At 37.9% G+C, this 21,035-nt stretch carries 21 protein-coding genes; 16 read left to right on the forward strand and 5 right to left on the reverse strand.

Annotated features, from left to right (window positions below; genetic code table 11):
• Nucleotides 1-124 precede the first annotated feature (124 nt).
• The 7 genes from ACWTVK_RS07045 (at nt 125) to ACWTVK_RS07075 (ending at nt 5,445) form a co-directional block, all read left to right on the forward strand.
• Nucleotides 125-1,030, forward strand: coding sequence for a metal ABC transporter substrate-binding protein (locus ACWTVK_RS07045; protein ID WP_456046401.1), 906 nt, complete (start codon nt 125-127; stop codon nt 1,028-1,030).
• 122 nt (nt 1,031-1,152) lie between these two features.
• A complete protein-coding gene (fic, locus tag ACWTVK_RS07050) occupies nt 1,153-1,758 on the forward strand; it encodes a protein adenylyltransferase Fic (protein WP_456046402.1) in 606 nt (201 codons plus the stop codon).
• 12 nt (nt 1,759-1,770) lie between these two features.
• The gene (locus tag ACWTVK_RS07055; RefSeq protein ID WP_308522387.1) at nt 1,771-2,340 is read left to right on the forward strand and encodes a hypothetical protein; all 570 of its coding nucleotides are present in this window, start codon (nt 1,771-1,773) and stop codon (nt 2,338-2,340) included.
• A gap of 166 nt (nt 2,341-2,506) precedes the next feature.
• Nucleotides 2,507-3,178, forward strand: a complete 672-nt coding sequence (locus ACWTVK_RS07060) for a hypothetical protein (RefSeq protein WP_456046403.1) — start codon at nt 2,507-2,509, stop codon at nt 3,176-3,178.
• Between the two features lie 180 nt (nt 3,179-3,358).
• The gene (locus ACWTVK_RS07065; RefSeq protein WP_456046404.1) at nt 3,359-4,042 is read left to right on the forward strand and encodes a hypothetical protein; all 684 of its coding nucleotides are present in this window, start codon (nt 3,359-3,361) and stop codon (nt 4,040-4,042) included.
• A gap of 345 nt (nt 4,043-4,387) precedes the next feature.
• Nucleotides 4,388-4,687, forward strand: coding sequence for a hypothetical protein (locus ACWTVK_RS07070; RefSeq protein ID WP_456046405.1), 300 nt, complete (start codon nt 4,388-4,390; stop codon nt 4,685-4,687).
• 149 nt (nt 4,688-4,836) lie between these two features.
• Nucleotides 4,837-5,445: a hypothetical protein gene (locus tag ACWTVK_RS07075; protein ID WP_213467608.1), complete on the forward strand. Its 609-nt coding sequence runs from the start codon at nt 4,837-4,839 to the stop codon at nt 5,443-5,445.
• Nucleotides 5,446-5,465: 20 nt separating this feature from the next.
• Here ACWTVK_RS07075 and fliB read toward each other — a convergent pair whose 3' ends face one another.
• The gene (gene fliB / locus ACWTVK_RS07080; protein WP_456046406.1) at nt 5,466-6,380 is read right to left on the reverse strand and encodes a flagellin lysine-N-methylase; all 915 of its coding nucleotides are present in this window, start codon (nt 6,378-6,380) and stop codon (nt 5,466-5,468) included.
• Nucleotides 6,381-6,536: 156 nt separating this feature from the next.
• Here fliB and ACWTVK_RS07085 point away from each other — a divergent pair, with 156 nt between their 5' ends.
• The 3 genes from ACWTVK_RS07085 (at nt 6,537) to ACWTVK_RS07095 (ending at nt 8,717) form a co-directional block, all read left to right on the forward strand.
• Nucleotides 6,537-7,100: a PepSY domain-containing protein gene (locus ACWTVK_RS07085; protein ID WP_456046407.1), complete on the forward strand. Its 564-nt coding sequence runs from the start codon at nt 6,537-6,539 to the stop codon at nt 7,098-7,100.
• A gap of 514 nt (nt 7,101-7,614) precedes the next feature.
• Nucleotides 7,615-8,280, forward strand: a complete 666-nt coding sequence (locus ACWTVK_RS07090; protein ID WP_456046408.1) for a ribonuclease E — start codon at nt 7,615-7,617, stop codon at nt 8,278-8,280.
• Nucleotides 8,281-8,438: 158 nt separating this feature from the next.
• The gene (locus tag ACWTVK_RS07095) at nt 8,439-8,717 is read left to right on the forward strand and encodes a PepSY domain-containing protein (protein WP_119206988.1); all 279 of its coding nucleotides are present in this window, start codon (nt 8,439-8,441) and stop codon (nt 8,715-8,717) included.
• 473 nt (nt 8,718-9,190) lie between these two features.
• Here the strand turns inward: ACWTVK_RS07095 and alr are convergent, their stop codons facing one another.
• Nucleotides 9,191-10,303, reverse strand: coding sequence for an alanine racemase (alr, locus tag ACWTVK_RS07100; RefSeq protein WP_119206986.1), 1,113 nt, complete (start codon nt 10,301-10,303; stop codon nt 9,191-9,193).
• A gap of 323 nt (nt 10,304-10,626) precedes the next feature.
• Here alr and ACWTVK_RS07105 point away from each other — a divergent pair, with 323 nt between their 5' ends.
• Nucleotides 10,627-11,580, forward strand: coding sequence for a 2-hydroxyacid dehydrogenase (locus ACWTVK_RS07105; RefSeq protein ID WP_456046409.1), 954 nt, complete (start codon nt 10,627-10,629; stop codon nt 11,578-11,580).
• 128 nt (nt 11,581-11,708) lie between these two features.
• Here the strand turns inward: ACWTVK_RS07105 and pflA are convergent, their stop codons facing one another.
• From pflA to pflB, 3 genes are all read right to left on the reverse strand, one after another.
• A complete protein-coding gene (gene pflA / locus ACWTVK_RS07110) occupies nt 11,709-12,485 on the reverse strand; it encodes a pyruvate formate-lyase-activating protein (RefSeq protein ID WP_456046410.1) in 777 nt (258 codons plus the stop codon).
• A gap of 12 nt (nt 12,486-12,497) precedes the next feature.
• Nucleotides 12,498-12,737 carry an autonomous glycyl radical cofactor GrcA3 gene (gene grcA3 / locus ACWTVK_RS07115; RefSeq protein ID WP_024066082.1) on the reverse strand — a complete coding sequence of 80 codons (240 nt, stop codon included), beginning with the start codon at nt 12,735-12,737 and terminating at the stop codon, nt 12,498-12,500.
• A 75-nt stretch (nt 12,738-12,812) separates the two neighbouring features.
• A complete protein-coding gene (gene pflB, locus ACWTVK_RS07120; RefSeq protein WP_456046411.1) occupies nt 12,813-14,930 on the reverse strand; it encodes a formate C-acetyltransferase in 2,118 nt (705 codons plus the stop codon).
• A gap of 396 nt (nt 14,931-15,326) precedes the next feature.
• Between pflB and ACWTVK_RS07125 the strand changes: the two genes are divergently transcribed.
• The 5 genes from ACWTVK_RS07125 (at nt 15,327) to ACWTVK_RS07145 (ending at nt 20,693) form a co-directional block, all read left to right on the forward strand.
• Nucleotides 15,327-16,193 carry a DMT family transporter gene (locus ACWTVK_RS07125; protein ID WP_456046412.1) on the forward strand — a complete coding sequence of 289 codons (867 nt, stop codon included), beginning with the start codon at nt 15,327-15,329 and terminating at the stop codon, nt 16,191-16,193.
• Between the two features lie 208 nt (nt 16,194-16,401).
• The gene (locus tag ACWTVK_RS07130; RefSeq protein ID WP_456046413.1) at nt 16,402-17,424 is read left to right on the forward strand and encodes a methionine ABC transporter ATP-binding protein; all 1,023 of its coding nucleotides are present in this window, start codon (nt 16,402-16,404) and stop codon (nt 17,422-17,424) included.
• Entirely contained in the window at nt 17,424-18,095 is a 672-nt protein-coding gene (locus tag ACWTVK_RS07135; RefSeq protein WP_005381510.1) for a methionine ABC transporter permease, read from the forward strand. The genes ACWTVK_RS07130 and ACWTVK_RS07135 overlap by 1 nt, the downstream gene beginning before the upstream one ends.
• 62 nt (nt 18,096-18,157) lie before the next feature.
• Nucleotides 18,158-18,982, forward strand: a complete 825-nt coding sequence (locus tag ACWTVK_RS07140; RefSeq protein WP_456046414.1) for a MetQ/NlpA family ABC transporter substrate-binding protein — start codon at nt 18,158-18,160, stop codon at nt 18,980-18,982.
• Between the two features lie 244 nt (nt 18,983-19,226).
• Entirely contained in the window at nt 19,227-20,693 is a 1,467-nt protein-coding gene (locus tag ACWTVK_RS07145; RefSeq protein WP_257847099.1) for an anion permease, read from the forward strand.
• The last annotated feature ends 342 nt before the right edge of the window (nt 20,694-21,035 follow it).

The following is a 21,035-nucleotide window of genomic DNA, read 5'->3' on the forward strand; positions in this document are numbered from 1 at the left end:
CAAAATCTTGAGTAAGTTTATACTATAACTATATTACAAATGCAACTGAGTCGCAACTGCAACTATAGAATGGTTAGTATTCTATGAATGCATAGCGATCAGGATTACACAAAGGAGGACTACGATGGTCAAGAAACTGGTTTTGTTAATGATAGGCATTATGATGGCCGCTCTATTTGCAGGCTGTGGTAATGATGCACCGAAGGAACAAGCAAGTAAGAAGATCCAAGTGGTAACAAGTTTTAATGCAATGGCTGAATTTGCAAAGGCTATTGGTGGTGACAAGGTAGAGGTATCTACTATCATTCCAGATGGCGTAGAGCCACATGATTTCGAGTTGAAACCTGAAAATATGAAACAATTGGCAACAGCTCAAGTATTCGTGTACAACGGTTTCGGTATGGAACCTTGGGCACAACAAGCGATTGATGCGGCTAAAAATAGCAAGCTCATCACTGTTGTTGCTACAGAGGGTGTAGAAGCTATCAAAAATACTGATCCTGAAGAAATTAAGGAACATGGCGCAGAAGATCCTCATGCATGGTTATCTTTAAAAAATGCAAAAATCGAAGTGAAAAATATTAAAGATGCTTTTGTAAAAGCTGACCCAGCTAATAAGGATTACTACGAAAAGAATTACAATGACTACGTAGCTAAACTTGATGAAATGATTAAGAAATATGAAGGTCAATTTGCACAAGCGCCTCATAAAAACTTTGTTACCGGTCATGCAGCATTTGCGTACCTATGTCGTGACTTTGGTTTGGAACAAAACAGTGTAGAAGATGTATTTGCTGAAGGCGAACCAAATGCAGCGCAATTGGCAGAACTCATCAAGTATTGTAAAGAAAACAATATCACTACTATCTTCGCAGAAGAAATGGCTAGCCCAGAAGTATCCAAGACTTTGGCAAGCGAAGTTGGTGCTAAGGTAGAAACTATTTACACAATCGAAAGTAACGAAGATAATAAAACATACTTAGAACGTATGGATGAAAACCTTACTAAAATTGCAGCATCTTTGAAATAAGATGAATGAAAGGCAGCCCTAAAAGGGCTGCTTTTTTATTTGCATGCTATGTTAGTTTCAACTAAAGTTTAACGAATATAGTATAATATATATTACGAGATAAAATAAAAAGGAGGTCCAATATGGTTATCACTAATAAATTAGGCATTACTGATTCTCCCACTTTGGCTAGAGAAGAAGAACGAATAAGTAAAAAATCTGCGACTAGATTATTTGAGCAGAACCTACTTAATAACATGTCTAGTGGTACTTGGACTACATTACAAGACATCCATAAGATATTATTTCAAGATATATATGATTTTGCTGGTGAGCTACGTACTGTAAATATTTCTAAAGGGAACTTTCGTTTTGTTCCTGTTATATATCTATCTGAAGCGGTTAAAACTATTGAAAGCATGCCACAAAATTCATTTGATGAAATTGTAGAGAAGTATGTAGAAATGAATGTGGCTCATCCTTTTAGAGAGGGTAATGGACGTAGTATGCGTTTGTGGCTTGATCATATGCTTTGTGTTGAACTACAAAAAACTATTGATTGGAGTCAAATTGATAAGGAAAAATATTTATCTGCTATGGAGCGCAGCCCTATAAATGATTTAGAAATTAAAGCTGTATTAGGGGAGGCACTTACTGATGATATCAATAATCGGCAACTATTTATGAAGGGGCTTGACTATAGTTATTATTTTGAGGGCTATCAATTATTTAAAAGTGAGGATTTATAAGGTTATAACAGTATGAACAATTTATTTAGCCCATATATAGAGAAATGGATGCATTTGATTACTATTAAGAATATGTTATTATTAGCCGTTATATCAGCAATCATAACTGATTTGGGGTTACATATATTATCGCTAATTTTCTCCAAAAGCCCATTTTTTAAAACATTTATTTGGGAGATTATAAGCCCCGTAGAGATTGAGGTAGTGCCTATCGTTGGATATGTACTTGGTATTGTAGCATTTGTTCTCGCATCTTCTGGTATTTTATATGGTATTTTCAAGATCTTTAAGGGGCAGGTTACATATAAGCAACTAGTAGCAGACTTACTTTTGAATACTTGTATTGCTGGTTGGATTCATTTAATTTTTGTGCTTTTTGCTGCACCTATTTATCTCTTATTAAACTTACAAATTCGAGGTGGGGCGGGCGGATTAAGTACCATAGAACTCATTAATGTCTTTATCATGGCACAATTAATGTCTAAGCAATTTAGCCTGAGTCCTTGGATAACGGGTATTTCCTTTTATATAGTATCCTTTATCTTTGGTGTGGGTGGTATTATATTATCAATGTCTGTTTAAATACATACATAATTGAAATATTGATAGATCCATTTTAGGTGTCTATCAATTTTTTGTTTTCTATTCAATATCAAATTTTGATTTAAAATAAATTTATATTTATTTTAAATGTGTGTTATGGTAAAATGATAAAAATATGTGCTTTAGATGTTTTGGAGGGGAACATATGGAACGAAAATGGTATTTAGATTTTTGGGCTTTGATTAGAGAGCCTTTTAAACGTGGCATTCCAGAGATTGTTGAATTTGGTACAATTCAACGCGGTTTTGCTGCAACGGTAGCCATGGTTGCGATAACTTTAGTATTTTCTGCTATTACAGAGTTGCTATTGGCTTATGTGTTTGGTGCTCATATAGTGAAACTGGGTAGTGTTATAGGCCGATTTGCTGGTCAAGGTGTAATGTCCTTAACGCTTGGTTTGATAGGTACGTTTTTTGTTTTAGCAATTTATTCTGTTATTTTTAGTCAGGTAGCTAATAAGTTTGGGGCCCATACTAATTACGAATCTGTTTTAAAGATTTGTTGGTATCAAAGTGCATATACTCAGTTTCTATCAATAATGATAGGACTCATTGAGATTGTGTTGATTATCATAGCAAAGGGATTAGGCTTTTATGAGGCATCGTCAACGCTTGGATTAACCATATTTAATTATTTTTTCCAAATCGTTAATCTAGGCACTTTTATTTGGTTTTTGTGGGTCAGCTTATCACTTATGGGACGTCAAATTGAAAAGGGACGACTTGCGACTTTTGGTATCGGAATTTTGGCATCTTTAATTCCTGTGGTCTTTATTGGCATATTGGTAGGCATGGTTATGCTTGCTACATCTAGATAATTACATAGCATGAAAAATATGAAAGCAAGGTATGATTATACCTTGCTTTTGTGCTATAATAATGAACAGAGTATGAATTAAAAATAAAATTATTGTTAGAAATTCGTAATCTTGTGTTGTGTGCTGCATCATTCTATATGGAATGGTGCTATTCTTGTTGAGTAAAAGGTGGTGAGAGGTATGATGGCAGGTTTAGTAGAGTTCGTATATCGCTTATTAAACCCCATTGAAGAAAAAAATCCACGAATGTACCACTATGATGTTACCTATGGACAGCTTGCTTGGATGCTCGTATTGACGCTCATATGCTATCAATTTACCATCGTCGGTGAAAGTGTATATCTAGATGCTATACGTGCTTTGATACGCAACTCATCACTATTAGTGAAGTGGCAAATGTTTGCGCTTCCCGTAGGTCAACATGAGATACAAGTCTTTTTTGAACACTTAAGTAAACCGCGTGAGTTTTGGAATATCGGTCGGTTTGCGTGGGTAATTTTAAAAGCGGCCCTCGTGTCTGGCATTGTTATAGGCTATGCGATACTACAAAAACGTAAGTTCTATATCCGCGGCGTAGTCACTGGGGTTTTACATATGATGGCCTTTGCTCAACTCGTAGTAGCTATGATCACTCTTACGGCAGGTATTATGTTGATTCTTACGACCATACCAATTCTGCTACAAGCTATTATTGGTTTTTGTATGATTGTATTATGCATTCTTAGTACTGTATTGTTACTACAGACCATGGGACGTATTGCAGGGGCTTGTATTAATGGTAGTACTTATGAAGGTCTAAGCATTATGTTGCTTGCCATTCTAGTGGCTTTGTTGTGTGAAGTATTATATACATTAACTCGATAACAGATAAGGAGCATTATGACTTGGTATAAGGATATATTGCATTTATTCACGAAATTAAGTGAACAATCCTTTCAAAATATTATTAGAAATGGATCTTATGCTCGCGCTATTTTAAATTTCATAACATCTACCGTTGTATTATATGTAATAACTTATGCATTGCCTTTGATAGTGAAAGCCATATCGCCCGCATTAGGCATAAAACGGATGACAGGATTAACACATTTTGATATAGTGAGTGCCTTCGGGAATGCATCGTTTTTAATTTTTCAGATTATCCTAGGAGCTTTCGTTATCTGGCGATTACTTATATTGTTAGGAGGCACAGGTACCTATAAGGGAGTAATGCGGAACTATATTTATGGCTTAGCCTATACGAATGCACTCCGTACCGTAGTATTGGTATTGGTTCATATAGTGGGTCTTATATTATTCTATCTATCTATGCCAAAATATGTAGGCGATATGGCCTATCTTGTTACCATGTTTAGTCAGTATTACGCTGTTTTTATTGGGGCACAACTCATGCGCCGCTATGTTAATCTAGGAATTGTTAAAACATATATTGTTATGTTTGTTGTAGCATTGCTATCAGTATCGGTATTGCCTCAATGGCTTCGCTTTGTACATACATTAGTTAAATAATATAAGGCATAAAATCAAGTATAACCGCAAGATGAAAGTCTTGTGGTTTTTTTATCGTTTAATTTATATTAAAATTAATTATATATAATTTAAATCTTGGAATTTATGATATAATTAAATTTATAGTATAGTTGAGAGCGGAGTTAGTTATGGATACGACATTTTTACGAGAAATATCCCTGCTGGTGCGTTCACCGAAGAAGGGAATAGATGAAATCTTCTGGTTTGGTACCTTAGAAAAGGGTATTAAAGCTGGCCTTGCCGGTTGGTGTGCCACTCATATTTTAGGCTTTGCTTTAGGTATTGTTCTGTTACCTTTGGCCATGACCTTTGGAGGTTTTTTATTTGGCTTTATTCCTGCTGTATATGGCATATTTTCTATATTGAGAGAGATATTAGGCCTTGGTATATATTGGTTTGTTGGTAGCTTTATACTGTGGAAATTACTGAGCGTTCTTTTAGAACGTGAGTTTGATTTCAAGCAAGTATTAATGGGCACTGCTTATGTGGAAGGCTATACCGGGGCACTGGGATTAGCATTAATTTTGGTATCTATTATTTGCATTTATATTACGCCATTTTTGATGATCCTATTAGTTCCTTTAGCACTAGCCTATGTTTGTGCCGTTATCTATGTGGCCGTTATGCTTTTATCTCGTATTATGAAAGTAGAGCCTCTTACAGTAGGGGCTGTTTATGTGGTATTATTTATTATAAATCTCTTATATAACTGGATTATGCGCATACTGTTTGCGTAACTATATAAAAACCTCCTAGTTTATACTAGGAGGTTTTTTGTTGCTTCATAATGTTGTAATAGCAGTTCTACATTATCTTCGTCGTATTCGATTTGTTGGGACCATCTTGCCACTTGTTTAAGTGGAGAGCCTTCGAGGGCACTTGTCATAAGTATGTACTCCACACCATCTTTAGCATAGGAAAGGATGGCTTCTAAAGAATAATCTGCTAGCATATCGATTTGACGATATAAGATGTATTGGAATACCTTGTTGAATAGCCCCATATTGTGAGTGGCAACATAGGTTTGAACAGAGGTAGTGAGTTTATCTATATCATGAGATAATGCACTAATTTGTGCAGTCCATTCTTCATCGATAGGCTCTGTTGTGCCATATAGATCTAATAGGCTTGTATAATACTGTGCGTCAGGGTATGGAATATATTGAAATAGTGCTGAATCTATATCAAAGGCTAATAGTTCAAATATATTCTGAATAGTTAAACGTTCATCAGGACTAAATTCGCCGTTATCGTCTTCAATAGTAAAGATTACTTGATTAGACTGTATGTCTTCTGCTAGCAGTTCTACCGATGCTTCACAAGATAAACCAACCCCACATAGCTCGAGGTCCTCAATATATTTATAAAATCGCGGATGCATGTGACATGTATCGCATAGGCCTTCTTCACCTAGTTCGAGCACCACCTTACAGAGGCCATTTTCATTGAGTAACGGACACATAGGTTGTTCTTTAGAAAACACGAAATGGCTACCTTCGTCATCGACAGTGATGGCTTGTCGTAAGCTTTCACCAAGAGGTCCTGTCATGGCATGATAGCGTTCAGCAGTGGTCTCATCAATATCGATGGTCCACAGTTGGCAGCATGTATTTTCACATCGATCTGCTTTGCATTGAAATGTGTGATATATAGTAGGATATATTGAAATCATAATGGTCTCACTTGTAGTAAAAAATATTCTACGTGCATTGTATCATAGGGCAGTGGTCTATGCATTAATATTATAAATAAAGATTAATAAATCGTATCGATTTAGTGTATAATTGTATATATACACTAAGGTCCTGTTTGAGAGATGGAGGAGCCTATGAAATCCTTATTCGTAAAAGGTAGTCTTGTATTAGCCTTGGCAGCAGTGTTTGGTATGCCAAATGCAAGTGCGGCGCCTTTAGTAGCAGTAGAACCAACTATTGCAGTTGTTGATGGAAACCATGCAGCGATTGTAGGTGCAAATGGTTTATTGAATGCATTTATTCAAAATCATCCAAATGCAGCTATCACTGAAATCGCTTTTGATGCGGATGGTGGTCAAATTAGATATGATGTAGAAGGTGTTGATGAAAGTGGCAAATATGAGCTCACTTATATCTATGCAACAAATCAAATCTTTGAAAAACGTGAAGGTGACTTCCATAAATCCTTAAAGAAAAAATCCTTTGATCCTCGTGAAATCTTACCGCCAGCAGCGGTAGTTAACTTTGCTTATGCTCAAACACAAGGCAAAGCGACAAGCCTTAATGAGTGGTCTGTACACTATGATAAAGGTAAAATAGTATACAAAGTTAGCTTCGGTACAGAAGGTGACAAAGAGGTCAATGTACGCATTGATGCTATGAATGGTACGTTGTTGTCTGTTAAATTTGACGACTAATCATTACTGTAACTAGTAAATATAACTTAATAGTAGAAGGTTTATTATTTTAAATATAAGAATAAACTCCTTAAAATTATCTTTTTTTGTAGAAAAGGATAGTTTTAAGGAGTTTTTTTGTGAACATTTGCTCATGAAAGGGGCTGTTTACATTATGAGAATTACAATGAGTGTCTTCTGTTCCTTTATTTATGGGAAAAATGGCTTTTTGAAGTTAGTTCATGGAATACTTAGTTGTAAATCGAATACTATAGAATTTCATTGAAATTACATATAAATTCATTTTATTCTCACCCCAAAATAAGCTAGACCGGTGAATTCTACATTTTTATTTCATAGATTATCGATAATATGTGTCCAGTCAAAAGACAGAACTCAAATATATCGGGAGTTTCCAGACTATATATCTACAGTCCACGCTAGATATATGTTTTGGAACTATAACGATGAAACCGAGTTGGTTAAAATATATATGCGTAAGATTGCATATATATGAATTATCAAGGAGGATATTATGAAAAAATCTATTTTAAAAAGCAGTATTGCTTTAGCAGTAGCTGGCGTATTTGGTGCTACTGTAGCAGTAACAGCAGCTGAACAAGCAACACCAGTTCCTGTAACTCAAGAGGTAGCAGCTACTGTAGCTCCTGTCGCAGAACCTGCTACTCATCAAGTAGTTCCTACTATTCAAGTGACTCCAGCAGCTAAAACAGAAGTAGCTCCTACAACAGCTAAAGTAGTACCTACAGCAGCTAAAGTTGAAGTGACTCCAGCTACACCAGCAGCTAAAGATACTACACCAGTTCCAACAGCAACTCAAGATGTAAAAGCTCCAGTTGCTCAAGCCACTGTAGTTCCAGCAGCAGCTAATCCAGCAGCAGCAACTCCTACAATTGAAACTGCAGCGGTAGCAAAAGTTCCTAGCGAAGCTAAAGTAGTACGTGCAGCAGATAAAAAAGTAGAAGCTAATAAAGACGAAAAAAATACTAAAAAAGCGCAAGCACATAAAGCGCCTAAAGTAAAAGCTGACAAAGCAGTTAAAGCTGATAAAACTGTAAAAGAAACTAAAGAAGTAAAAGCAGATAAAAAAGCTGACAAAAAAGAAACTACTAAAGAGGAAAAAAAAACTCTAAAAGTGGAAAATCACAACCTAGCACAACAAGTAAGCAAGCAGGCGTAGTCGATCAAAATAGTATTTTCGTAATTGGTGCGAACTATTTAATCGATCAATTTGAAAATAAATATGGCGACTCTAAGATTACTAATGTATCCTTTAAAGCTGCCGATAAAACTGCTATTTATGAAGTAGACGGTTTCAATGCTAGTGGTGCCCATTCCATGACTCTAGATGTGGCAACTGGTAATGTAACTGAAGGTACTCCTAAAGCATATGATGCATCCATGGAAGCTAGTGCTATTGATGCTGGTACTGTGTTACCTCCACATGTGGCGATCAATGCAGCCTTCGCACAAACTGGCAATGTAGCAACTGGTATTAACTCTTGGTCTGTAGTGAACCAAAATGGTAAACCTATATATACTGTAGAGTTCCATGATGCACAAAACAAACCTGTATCCATCGCATTGGATGCTAAAACAGGTATGGCCGTAAAATAAGCTAATCCTAAGCCTATCCTACTGTAAAGCAAACCCCTTTAATACACGAACACTAAACACATAATACTATACACACATACACAATACACTTACACACACAATAAACAATTACACACACGCAGCCCTCTGGATTGGATAGACAAACATTGACTCTCTCCTATGCCGTCTGTCGTTCAGAGGGCCCCTTATGCATTGTGGTTCCCTCCCAATCATAAGATTATATACTTGGTATATAATACTCTCTCTCACAATAAGAACGTAACTGCTTTACAGTACGCTAGGTATAGGGGAGCAGAAAAACCCGTAATACATGTAGACCGCTGCATGTATTACGGGCTTTTTCTATGTTCATTCAATATAAAAATGTACCATATAAGAAAAATCCGTAGTAGAAATTGGAAAAGCGCAGATACAATGTATATCTGCGCTTTTGGTATATGGAGCATTTACTATTAGTAACAATAGTTAGCCTTTTATATGTATTGTCGAGGTACGCGTTCTGAGAAACCACAAAAGATTTCATAAGGAATTGTAGAGGCAAGGGCGGCAATCTCAAGTGCAGAGATGCTTTCATGACCTTGAGAACCTAGGAGCACAACCTTGTCACCTGGTTGTACAGTAATCGTATCTGGAACGGCCACCATGAATTGGTCCATACAGATGCGGCCCACTACAGGACAACGTGTGCCATGAATGAGGACTGTACCGCGGTTGGATAAGCTACGAGGATATCCATCTGCATAGCCTACAGGAATGGTAGCAATCGTCATTGGTTCAGGTGTTACATAGGTAGAACCATAACCGATACCTTCACCTGCTTCTAGTCGCTGTACATGTACTACTTCGCTATGGAAGGAGAGAACCGGTTTTAACCCTAATCGATTTGGCACATCAAGGGATGGCATAATGCCGTATTGAATAATGCCAGGACGGGCATCGGTAAATAAGCTGTCTTTTACGGATAATAAGCCAGCACTATTGGCAAGAGAGAAGCGATAGTCCGCATCAGGTCTAAATGCACGGATTTCATCGACCATTTTATGGAATTTTTGCGCCTGTCCATGAGCGTGGCTTTGATCCGCCGCATCGGCGTTACTCATATGAGAGAAGAAACCATCTACCTCAAGATTTTCGTAGGACTCAACGCGTTTGATAAACTCAACAGCATCTTCAGGCTTGATTCCAATACGATGCATTCCTGTATCAACGGCGACTGCAACGCGAATAATCATATCGTGATTTTCTGCTACCTTGTCGAGTGCTTCTAAATCGGTAGATTCGCATACAGCTGGAATGGAATTTGTATCTGCTACAAGCTCAAAGGACTGAGGTCTTGTGAGGCCAAGTAGATAAATTGGTACCATAATCCCTGCGTTGCGAAGTGGAACTGACTCTTCAGGAATGGCAACGGCTAAGGATTCATAACCTTCTTCAACGGCAATACGGCCCATCATAACGCTGCCGTGCCCATATCCATTGGCCTTGATAACAGCTGTGGATGTGCTCCATTCCGGTAAACTATCTTTAATTTTACGCAAATTCTCGCGAACGAGACTTGTATTTATGGTCAAATAGGTAGGTCTCATGGTATTCCTCAATTCTATATAACTTTACTTTTATTTTATAACTTTTGGGGAATTACACAATACTTTTGTGAAAGTTTTATACAGAAATATTGGTTTTGTTACGAATTTTATAGCTTTTCTGCATATATTATATACAATAAATGTGAAAGTTTACTAATTGATAGGTGCATTATTGATAGAGCGCATTATAATATGTATGGTTTAAATTATATAAATAATAGTATAATTTATGTAGATTTGTTTTCTCTAATATGTGTATGTAACCCCAAGATTTGGGCGTTACGTATACTCTATAAAATTTAATAACTATGTAGGAGGTTCTCATGAGCGAACGTGTAGTAGTAGTCAATGCAAGTAAAATGAATTATGACCATGCATTAGATTTTTCTGTATTATCTAGTGATGTACAGGTTTATGATGATAGTACAAATGAAGAGCTTATAGAACGTATTCAAGGGGCTCGCGTTGTAGTTACAAAAGAATTACCCGTAGGGGCTGATTTGCTTTCACAATTCCCAGATACTGTAAAACTCATCGTAGAAGCGGGTACAGGATATAATAATATCGACCTTAATGCAGCAAAGGAAAGAGGCATCACTGTGTGCAACATCCCAGCGTACAGTACTGAACGCGTAGCACATACGGTAATTATGATGATCCTCAATTTTGCATCTACCATGCAGAAACAAATTGGCATGCTTGCTAAAGGTGATCGCAGTAATTTCACAAAATATTTACAAGTGAGCCACACAGAAGTGAATGGTAAAACATTAGGGGTTGTTGGTGCTGGTCACATTGGTATGGAAGTGATCAAAGTAGCAAAAGCACTGGGTATGAATGTCTTGGTTCATACGCGCACACCAAAGGCTGATGGAGATGGCGTTCGTTATGTAAGTCTTGATGAATTGCTAGAAAATAGTGATTATATTACATTGCATTGCCCATTGAATGATCAAACTAAGTACATGATTAATAAAGAAGCTATCAGCAAAATGAAAACTAGTGCAGTTATCGTAAATACTGGCCGTGGTCCTCTCATTAATGAAGCAGACCTTTGTGAAGCATTAGCGACTAAACGCATTGCAGGTGCAGGCCTTGATGTACAAGAGGTAGAACCTCCAGCAGAGGATAGCCCTCTATATACACTGGATAATGTTATTATCACACCTCATATGGGCTGGAAAGGCCTTGAAACACGTCAACGCTTGGTCGGAATCATTCGTGACAATGTACAAGCATTCTTTAAAGGTGAACCTATTAACGTAGTATCTAAATAAATGCAGTAAATACAATAAGAGCCGTCCCTGGTTGTGTGGGGCGGCTCTATTGTTTAGGGCTATCATAGATCAAGTTTTTAATATATATGTGTATATATATCAAGGGAGGTAGTTATCCTCAAACTTGATTATGATTGATGTTGTGTTTTGATGGGACTCCACCAATGGCGTCGATAGGCCTTGATGCCTTCCACCACGGTTCTTGTCGCTTTAGCCGCTAAATCTTTTGTTGCGGCCGGTATGCCCTCTAGGCGATAGGTAATTCCTAACTCCTTATATTTAGCAGTACCCATAACGTGATATGGTAAGCAATCAACGGCTTGTAAGTTTTTCAGGGATCCTAGGAAAAAGCCTAGACGATAGTGATGATCTGCATTATCTGTAATCGTAGGAACTACAACGTGACGAACCCAAATGGGAACCTCTACGTCGGCTGTCAATCGAGCAAAGCCGAGAATAGGCTCTAACGATTTTCCTGTTAACCACAGATGTTTATCAGCATCGATTTCTTTAATGTCTAGGATGACGAGACTAGTGACACTGAGTAGCTTACGGTAGGCCACCTCTTGGTGGGGATCAAAACAAATTCCACTTGTATCTAAACAGGTATGGACGTTTCTTTCACGGAAATATGTGAAAAGCTCAGTAACAAAGTCGATTTGCATCAGAGCTTCCCCACCTGTGACGGTGATACCACCATTAGTATAAAATTGGCGGTTACGTTCGTACTGGTCCCACAACTCCTCAACAGTCATGAACTTAGCATCATCGCTAGTTTCATTCCATGTGTCGGGATTGTGGCAATAAGCACAACGCATGGGGCATCCTTGGAGAAAAACCACCATGCGCATGCCTGGACCATCAACCGTACCCATCGTTTCAACCGAATGAATACGTCCTGTCATAGGAAACCTCGATTAGATTTGTTGATGGAATGTACGGGAAATAACTTCGTCCTGTTGTTGTTTTGTCAATTTGCTGAAGTGTACTGCGTAACCAGATACACGAACAGTCAATTGAGGATACAACTCAGGATGTTTTTGAGCGTCTAACAATGTTTCACGAGTGAACACGTTAACGTTCAAATGATGACCGCCTTTTTGGGAGTAGCCATCCAATAACTCTACCAAGTTATCAACTTGTTGTTGGTTGCTCATGGGTATTGCCTCCTTTCAACCAAGACTAACACTCGTATCGGTGCCGGTGAAAGCAGTCCGATACTATGGAAGACGTTAATTATCTTCCTTTATAGTAACATTCGGTTCACTACATGCGAAGTTTGTATTGGAGTTAGGTAATTGAGATGGATCTAACTCGATATCAAAATCGCTGACGGACACAAATGTTTCACCAGATTTACCTAATGCGTCAGGAATGATAGAGAAGGTATTGGAAATACCATCGGAGCTATCACGCCATGGCATTTTTGCTACGGATGCCAACGAAGAAATAGCGCCGTGAGTATCACGACCATGCATTGGATTAGCACCAGGGGCAAAAGCTTCACCTGCTTTACGGCCGTCTGGAGTAGAACCTGTTGCAGTACCATATACTACGTTGGAAGTAATTGTTAACAAGCTCATAGTTGGAACGGATTGACGGTATGTAGGATGTTTACGAATTTTATTCATAAATGTGGAAACAACTTTTGCTGCCAAGCTATCTACACGATCGTCATCGTTACCATATTTAGGGAAGTCACCTTCGATTTCGAAATCAACAGCAATGCCGTTTTCGTCGCGAATAGGTTTTACCTTAGCATATTTAATAGCAGACAAGGAGTCAGCTACTACGGATAAACCAGCAATACCAGTTGCAAACCAACGAGTTACTTTGCGGTCATGCAATGCCATTTCTAGTTTTTCATAAGCGTATTTGTCGTGCATGTAGTGAATGATGTTCAATGCGTTTACATATACGCCTGCCAACCATTCCATCATGTCGTCGAATTTTTCCCATACTTCGTCGAATTCTAAGTATTCGGAAGTAATAGGACGGTATTTAGGACCAATTTGTTTCTTCAATTTTTCATCAACGCCACCATTGATTGCATAAAGCAAGCATTTTGCTAAGTTGGAACGAGCGCCGAAGAATTGCATTTCTTTACCAATACGCATTGGAGATACACAGCATGCGATAGCGTAGTCATCACCAGAGTTAGGACGCATTAAGTCATCGTTTTCGTATTGGATGGAAGATGTTTCAATAGATAGTTTTGCACAGAAGCGGCGGAAGCCGATCGGCATGCGAGGGGACCATAATACAGTGAGGTTTGGTTCTGGAGCAGGACCAAGGTTAGTTAATGTATGTAGATAACGGAAGGACATTTTGGAAACCAATGTACGGCCGTCAGTACCCATACCACCGATGGATTCAGTTGTCCAAACAGGATCGCCTGTGAACAAGTTGTTGTATTCGTGGATACGTGCGAAGCGTACCATACGCAATTTCATGATGAAATGGTCTACAAATTCTTGAATTTGCTCTTCTGTGTATGTGCCGTTGCGAAGGTCACGTTCTGCGTAGATATCTAGGAATGTAGAGTTACGGCCGATGGACATAGCAGCACCGTTTTGCTCTTTAATAGCGCCAAGGTAGCCGAAGTAAATCCATTGCATAGCTTCTTTCACGTCTTTAGCTGGTCCAGAAATATCGTAACCATAAGATGCAGCCATTTCTTTTAATTCTTTCAAGGAACGGATTTGTTCTTGAATCTCTTCGCGGTCGCGAATTACGTCTTCAAGCATATCACCCATAGTAATGCTGAATTGCTCTTTTTTATCTTCGATGAGGTAATCGATACCATACAAAGCGATACGGCGATAGTCACCGATGATACGGCCACGGCTGTAAGCATCAGGCAAACCAGTTACGATATGAGCCGTACGAGCAGCACGCATTTCTGGTGTATATACATCAAATACACCATCATTATGAGTTTTACGGTGTTTTCTGAAGAAGTCTTCTGTTTGCGGATCCATTTTGAAGCCGTATTCTTCAATAGCAGATTTTGCTGTACGCAAGCCACCATAAGGGAACATAGCGCGTTTTAGTGGTTTATCAGTTTGCAAACCAACGATTGTTTCGAGGTCTTTGTCGATATATCCTGGCGCATGGGCAGTAATGTGTGTGGCCACGGAAGTATCAGCATCAAGCATGCCGCCTTTTTCACGTTCTTCTTCATAAAGCTTCATTACTTGGTCCCATAATTTTGTCGTTCTTTCTGTAGGACCAGCAAGGAAGGAATCGTCCCCTTCATAGGGAATATAGTTTCTTTGAATAAAGTCGCGTACGTCAACGGCTTTATCCCACACACCTGTGTTAAAATCTTTCCATGCAGTATGTTGCATTTTGCACCTCCATAAAAGGATATAACTATAGATTTCTATGCCTATAGTGTACAATGTTTGTCCTAATTTAACAAATTTTAAATGATATATATTTTCAATACATACTATGCAATTTTCGTAATAATGAATGTTATTTGTAATTTAATAATATTAAAAATACTATGTAAATATATTGAAAGTATACGTGTTTACTGAGTTTATTTTGGCTTGAGTTTGGGAAAACTAATTATTATATTATCTTTAAATAATGAAAATTTATATCAATAAATAGAAAGTGTTCGATATATTATGATGTATCTTCTTGGAATTGTAGGGTCTTATTATGGTAATATTTATAGGGCGTTATTATGATTTAGATAGTATTGATTATGGAATTACGTAGAAAGGTAGATGCTAATGACAAATCGTATGAAAGCCATTTTAGGGGCATCTGCCACCATTGCCGTTTGGGCTACGGCGTTTCCTTTTGGTAAAGTAGCATTGCAATCAGTAGATGCATTGACACTCTCGGTAGCGAGGGTTGTAGGTGGTGCTATACTCATGCTCATTATCGGTGTATTTAAGGGATTACATATACCTACATCTTGGCGTGAGTGGGGCATATATATTCTGCTAGGGGCTACAGGAAACTTCGTTTACCAAGTCGTTTTTAATGAAGGATTGCGAACAATACCGGCCGCTACATCTAGTATTATTATGGCTTTGACACCGATGACTACAGCATTGATGGCATTGGTAGTCTATAAGGATAAAATACGCCCTATAGGTTGGATCTTCACCATAACTGCTTTTATAGGTGTGGCTATTATTATTCTTTGGAACTCCACTCTGACCATTCCAATGGGGGCCATATGGACGTTGATTGGTATGATACTGTTTGCGGTTTATAATATTCTAAATCGCGGGCTTAGTCTGAAAGGTTATGACTCTATTACTATCGCTATGTGGTCCATGTTTACAGGTGCCATTATGGCACTACCTTTTGCAGATCATGCTATTGAAATGATTGAAGCCGCACCAATTACTGCGAAGTTTGCTATGATATACCTAGCATTCTTCTCCAGTGCATTAGGATTCGTATTCTGGAGCTATGCCTTTGAACATGCTGAAAAAGTTTCGGATGTAACCAATTTTATGTATATCTCGCCAATCGTGGCAGCTATAGTGGCAGCGTTCTTATTGGGAGAAATACCAAATATGGGACTTTATATTGGAGCACCTGTTATTTTAGGCTCACTATACCTCTTTAATCGATATAGATGATGGGTTTGATAAAAAGGACTAGTCTTAATCTTAAATAAAAGTATATAGATACGAAAAGAACCTCAACCTTTTTAGTGTTGAGGTTCTTTTTTGTGTTTGACAGTCCTTATAAATTGTAGTAATCTAAGTATACAATTAAAGCATACCTTAAAGATATGTTTTAGAAAAATATTAATTCCTACTAATGCGTAGGGAAAGAGGTGGTACAGTGATTGCTATACGAAATGTAACGAAAGAGTTTGACGTTAATAAGCAAAAGGTTACTGCATTATCTGATGTAAACTTTACCATAGAAAAAGGCGATATATTTGGCATTATTGGCTTTAGTGGAGCTGGTAAATCTACACTGCTTCGCATGATTAATGCCTTAGAGGTACCTACCTCTGGTCATGTTGAAATAGATGGTGTAAATATCAATGGTTTAAGTTTTAATGAGCTTAGAAAGGTTCGTAAGCGCATCGGTATGGTTTTTCAACAGTTCAATTTGTTGAATGCTAAATCTGTGTATGATAATGTGGCTATCCCACTAATTCTTAATAAGGTGCCAAAATCCGACATTGATAAAAAAGTTAAAACCTTATTAGACTTTGTTGATTTGGGCGATAAAGCAAATGCATATCCTGGAGAATTATCTGGGGGTCAAAAGCAGCGCGTTGGTATTGCCCGTGCATTAGCTACAGATCCATCCATATTGCTTTGTGATGAAGCAACTAGCGCTCTAGATCCTGATACAACAGAATCTATATTACAATTACTAGAACGTGTTAATCGTGAACTAGGAGTAACAGTAGTTATCGTAACTCATGAGATTGATGTAATTCAAAAAATTTGCAATCGCGTTGTGGTTATGGAACATGGAAAACTCATAGAGAGTGGTTCTGTACTTGAGGTATTTAGTAAACCAAAGCATGAAACAACGAAACGATTTGTTAGAACTGTAATTCCTGATGAAATTCCATCAACAGTGAAACATACCTTGGCCTGCGATAAGCGACCTTATACCATTCTTAAGATGCATTTCTTAGGAAATAATACGACCGATAATATTTTATATCATATTAATAAAACCTTTGATTTAGAAACGAGCGTGTTATTTGCTACAGTAACAGAGTTAGAACATACAGTACTTGGTATTTTTATTGTTCAGTTTATTGGTGATGATCTTGAAGTGGGCAAGGTAAAAGAATATCTTGTGACACAAGGTATTGAATGGCAGGAGGTGACACTATAATGGATTTCTTTATGCAAGAACTTGGTGTTCCAGGATCGCAGTTATTATTAGCCGCAGAACAGACATTATATATGGTGTTCCTATCTCTATTCATTGGTACAGTACTAGGTCTAATTATCGCAGTTACACTGGTAGTAACAAATCCTAATGGTATCGTTAAAAATAGTATTGTCTATACTATTACAAATACAATTGTTAATATTGTGCGTTCCGTACCATTTATTATTTTGATGGTGTTTATCTTGCCATTAACAAAGATGATTGTAGGTACTCGTGTGGGTACAACGGCAGCTATCGTACCGCTTGTTATATTTATTGCCCCTTATTTAGCTAGACTCTTTGAAAACTCTATTTTAGAGGTTAATAAAGGAATTATCGAGGCTGCACAATCAATGGGGGCCTCTCATTTTGAGGTGATTTGGCATTTTCTTTTACCGGAGGCAAAGGGTTCGCTTATTTTATCTATTACAACAGGTACAATAGGTCTTATCGGTGCTACAGCTATGGCTGGTGCCATTGGTGCAGGTGGTGTAGGTGATTTGGCTCTTACCTATGGTTATGAACGGTTGAACTTCCCGTTGATGCTATTTACCGTTGTTATTTTAATTATTTTTGTTCAAATTATTCAAACAATAGGTAACTACTTTGCACGTCGTGCACGTCGTTCCTGATTTGATGAAATAGATTTTAGTTATCTTGATTGTGAAAGTATAAAAGTATAGGAGAATATACCATGAAATTAAAAAAACTTCTTGCCCTCGGTGCGGCATTAGTATTTAGCGTAGCTTTTATCGCAGGCTGCGGCTCAAACAGTAGTGATAATGGTGCTAAAAAAGAATTAAGCTATAGTAAATCTCAAGGCCCTTACTCTGAATTGTTTGAAAAAGGTGTAAAACCAATTTTGGAGAAACAAGGCTATACCTTTAAGGGCGTAGATATGTCTGACTTGGTACAAGCAGACCAAGTGTTGAGCGATGGTGAAGTAGATTTCAACGTTGAACAACATACAGCATACATGAAAAACTTCAACGAAAAACAAAATGGTCATCTTGTAGCCTTAACTCCAATTCCAACAGTACCAGCAGGTATCTTTAGTGGTTCTAAAACATCTTTAGATCAAGTAGCGGATGGCGATACTATTGCTGTACCTAATGATGCATCCAACATGGCTCGTGCTTATGCGTTATTGCAAAAAATCGGTTGGATTAAACTTGATCCAAATAAAGATTTAGCTACAGTAACACAAGCAGATATTATTGAAAATCCTAAACATCTTAAATTTACAGAAATGAAATCCCTTACAATTCCGTCTGTACGTACTGATTTCAATTACATTGTCATTACTGGTGCGATTATCTATAATGCAAAAATCGATCCTAAAACAGCTCTTGCAAACGAGGATGTATTGCCACAATGGTTGTTACAAGTTGTAGTTAACGAGAAAAACAAAGATGCACAATGGGCGAAAGACATTGTGGCAGCTTACCACTCTCAAGAATTCAAAGATTACATGGAAAAAAATAATAATGGCTTATGGTTTGTTCCAAAAGGTGAATAATATAATTTAGTAAGCTAATTACAATTGAAATATTTTTACAAAATAGATAGATAGCGATACCAATTAGATTCAATTCTTTACTTCTAACTGGTATCGCTTTTTATTGTTATAAAAGCTATTACTAAAAGTTTATTATCAATTAATAAGTATTATGATTGAGTTTATATCATCTTATTAAATTTTTTGATATACTATATAAGCAATTTTTGCAATTTTTGTTTTGAAGTAGTAAGGAGAGTTTCTAATGAAGTTGAATTGGAAATTATTCGCACCGCTTGTAGTAGCTATTCTTGTATGGCTCATCGGTGCTCCTGAAGGCCTTAGCGCAAATTCTTGGATTTACGTAAGTATTTTCGCTGGCCTCGTGGTAGGGTTGATTTTAGAACCAATGCCACCAGCTTTCATCGGTATCATCGCTGTTACCGTGTCTATGTTGTTTAAGGTTGGTCCTGCACCTGTTGTAGATAAAGCAACTGGTGTAGCAAAGGCGATTACTGATGCACAAGCTATCAGTTGGGGCCTTAGCGGTTTCTCTAATGCCATCGTATGGTTGATCTTCGCAGCCTTCATGATTGGTATCGGTTATGAAAACTCTGGCCTTGGCCGCCGTATTGCCTTGTTCCTCGTAGCAAAGCTTGGCAAGTCCTCTTTAGGTCTTGGTTATGCCATCGCTATTACGGATCTTGTATTGGCTCCGTTCATCCCAAGTAATGCGGCTCGTTCTGGTGGTACGATCTACCCAATCGTATCTAGTATTTGTCCAATGTTTGACTCTTATCCAGATAAGAACCCTCGTAAAATCGGTTCCTATTTGAACTGGGTAGCGTTGGCAACTACATGTGTATCTAGCTCCATCTTCTTGACTGGCGCAGCGCCAAATCCATTGGCTCTTGAATTGTCTGCTAAATCTGGTATCGTGGCGGCAAACTGGGGCACATGGTTCCTCGCATTCTTGCCAGTAGGTCTTATTTTGTTCATCATCACTCCGTTGTTGACTTATGTATTCTGCAAGCCAGAGGTGAAAGGTTCCCCTGAAATTGCAGCGTGGGCAAAGGATGAGTACAAGAAATTAGGTTCCATGACACGCAGTGAAATTTTCATGGCCTTGATTTCCGTGTTGGCTCTTGTATTGTGGATTGGTGCTTCTACATTTAAAGTAAACCCAACTACAACAGCTTTAATTGTTATTATCTTGATGATTTTCACTAAGATTATGACATGGCAAGACTTCCTTGCTAACAAACCAGCATGGAATGTTTTGACTTGGTTCGCTACACTCGTACCTATGGCTTCTGGCCTTAAAAATGTAGGCTTCTTAGACTGGCTTGCTAAATCTGCAGGTGGCTCTTTAGTGTCTCTAGATCCTACAATGGCAGTTCTTGGTTTGTTATTAGCATTCTGCTTGCTTCGTTACTTCTTTGCATCTGGTACTGCTTATGTAACGGCTATGGTAGGCTTATTTGCTACTCTAATTCTTCAAATTCCTGGCGTTGACCCAGCGCAAGTTATGTTGATTCTTTTAGTACCAATGGGGATTATGGGTATCCTTACACCATATGGTACTGGTCACAGCCCAATCTGGTTTGCTAGTGGCTATAATAAAGGTCCTGAATTCTGGAAATTAGGCGCTATCTTTGGGATTATCTACCTCGCTATCTTTATCGTGGTGGGGATTCCATGGATTCAGTTCGTAATGCCACTTTTAGGATAAAGTGCTCCGCCGCATTGTATCTCCTTGCGCTCCATTCGCTGCAAGTCGCTTAGTAGATACAATGCGGCTTCTTTTTATCCTAAAATGGCAATGCTCACTTCTAAAAAAGCAAGTCGCTGGACAGACATATGGCGGCTTCTTCTATCTTAAAATGGCATAGCTCACTTCAAGAGGGCAAGTCGCTTAGTAGATACAATACGGCTTCTTTTTATCCTGAAATGGCAATACTCACTTCCGAGGACAAGTCGCTTAGTAGATACAATGTGGCTTCTTTTTATCCTGAAATGGCAATATTCCACAAAGCTCGACAAATCTAAAAAAACAAATATAATAGTGATGTGA

Source organism: Veillonella sp. Ser01 (genome assembly GCF_053850375.1).

What these genes read in the sequence shown, in the direction of transcription:
- pflB (WP_456046411.1), bottom strand. Translation starts at nt 14,930, where the DNA reads ATGCAACATACTGCATGGAAAGATTTTAACACAGGTGTGTGGGATAAA.
- fic (WP_456046402.1), top strand. Translation starts at nt 1,153, where the DNA reads ATGGTTATCACTAATAAATTAGGCATTACTGATTCTCCCACTTTGGCT.
- grcA3 (WP_024066082.1), bottom strand. Translation starts at nt 12,737, where the DNA reads ATGAGCAACCAACAACAAGTTGATAACTTGGTAGAGTTATTGGATGGC.
- ACWTVK_RS07145 (WP_257847099.1), top strand. Translation starts at nt 19,227, where the DNA reads ATGAAGTTGAATTGGAAATTATTCGCACCGCTTGTAGTAGCTATTCTT.
- ACWTVK_RS07065 (WP_456046404.1), top strand. Translation starts at nt 3,359, where the DNA reads ATGATGGCAGGTTTAGTAGAGTTCGTATATCGCTTATTAAACCCCATT.
- ACWTVK_RS07060 (WP_456046403.1), top strand. Translation starts at nt 2,507, where the DNA reads ATGGAACGAAAATGGTATTTAGATTTTTGGGCTTTGATTAGAGAGCCT.
- ACWTVK_RS07085 (WP_456046407.1), top strand. Translation starts at nt 6,537, where the DNA reads ATGAAATCCTTATTCGTAAAAGGTAGTCTTGTATTAGCCTTGGCAGCA.
- ACWTVK_RS07140 (WP_456046414.1), top strand. Translation starts at nt 18,158, where the DNA reads ATGAAATTAAAAAAACTTCTTGCCCTCGGTGCGGCATTAGTATTTAGC.
- ACWTVK_RS07090 (WP_456046408.1), top strand. Translation starts at nt 7,615, where the DNA reads ATGAAAAAATCTATTTTAAAAAGCAGTATTGCTTTAGCAGTAGCTGGC.
- ACWTVK_RS07075 (WP_213467608.1), top strand. Translation starts at nt 4,837, where the DNA reads ATGGATACGACATTTTTACGAGAAATATCCCTGCTGGTGCGTTCACCG.
- fliB (WP_456046406.1), bottom strand. Translation starts at nt 6,380, where the DNA reads ATGATTTCAATATATCCTACTATATATCACACATTTCAATGCAAAGCA.
- pflA (WP_456046410.1), bottom strand. Translation starts at nt 12,485, where the DNA reads ATGACAGGACGTATTCATTCGGTTGAAACGATGGGTACGGTTGATGGT.
- ACWTVK_RS07125 (WP_456046412.1), top strand. Translation starts at nt 15,327, where the DNA reads ATGACAAATCGTATGAAAGCCATTTTAGGGGCATCTGCCACCATTGCC.
- ACWTVK_RS07070 (WP_456046405.1), top strand. Translation starts at nt 4,388, where the DNA reads ATGCGGAACTATATTTATGGCTTAGCCTATACGAATGCACTCCGTACC.
- ACWTVK_RS07105 (WP_456046409.1), top strand. Translation starts at nt 10,627, where the DNA reads ATGAGCGAACGTGTAGTAGTAGTCAATGCAAGTAAAATGAATTATGAC.
- ACWTVK_RS07095 (WP_119206988.1), top strand. Translation starts at nt 8,439, where the DNA reads ATGACTCTAGATGTGGCAACTGGTAATGTAACTGAAGGTACTCCTAAA.
- ACWTVK_RS07055 (WP_308522387.1), top strand. Translation starts at nt 1,771, where the DNA reads ATGAACAATTTATTTAGCCCATATATAGAGAAATGGATGCATTTGATT.
- ACWTVK_RS07135 (WP_005381510.1), top strand. Translation starts at nt 17,424, where the DNA reads ATGGATTTCTTTATGCAAGAACTTGGTGTTCCAGGATCGCAGTTATTA.
- alr (WP_119206986.1), bottom strand. Translation starts at nt 10,303, where the DNA reads ATGAGACCTACCTATTTGACCATAAATACAAGTCTCGTTCGCGAGAAT.
- ACWTVK_RS07045 (WP_456046401.1), top strand. Translation starts at nt 125, where the DNA reads ATGGTCAAGAAACTGGTTTTGTTAATGATAGGCATTATGATGGCCGCT.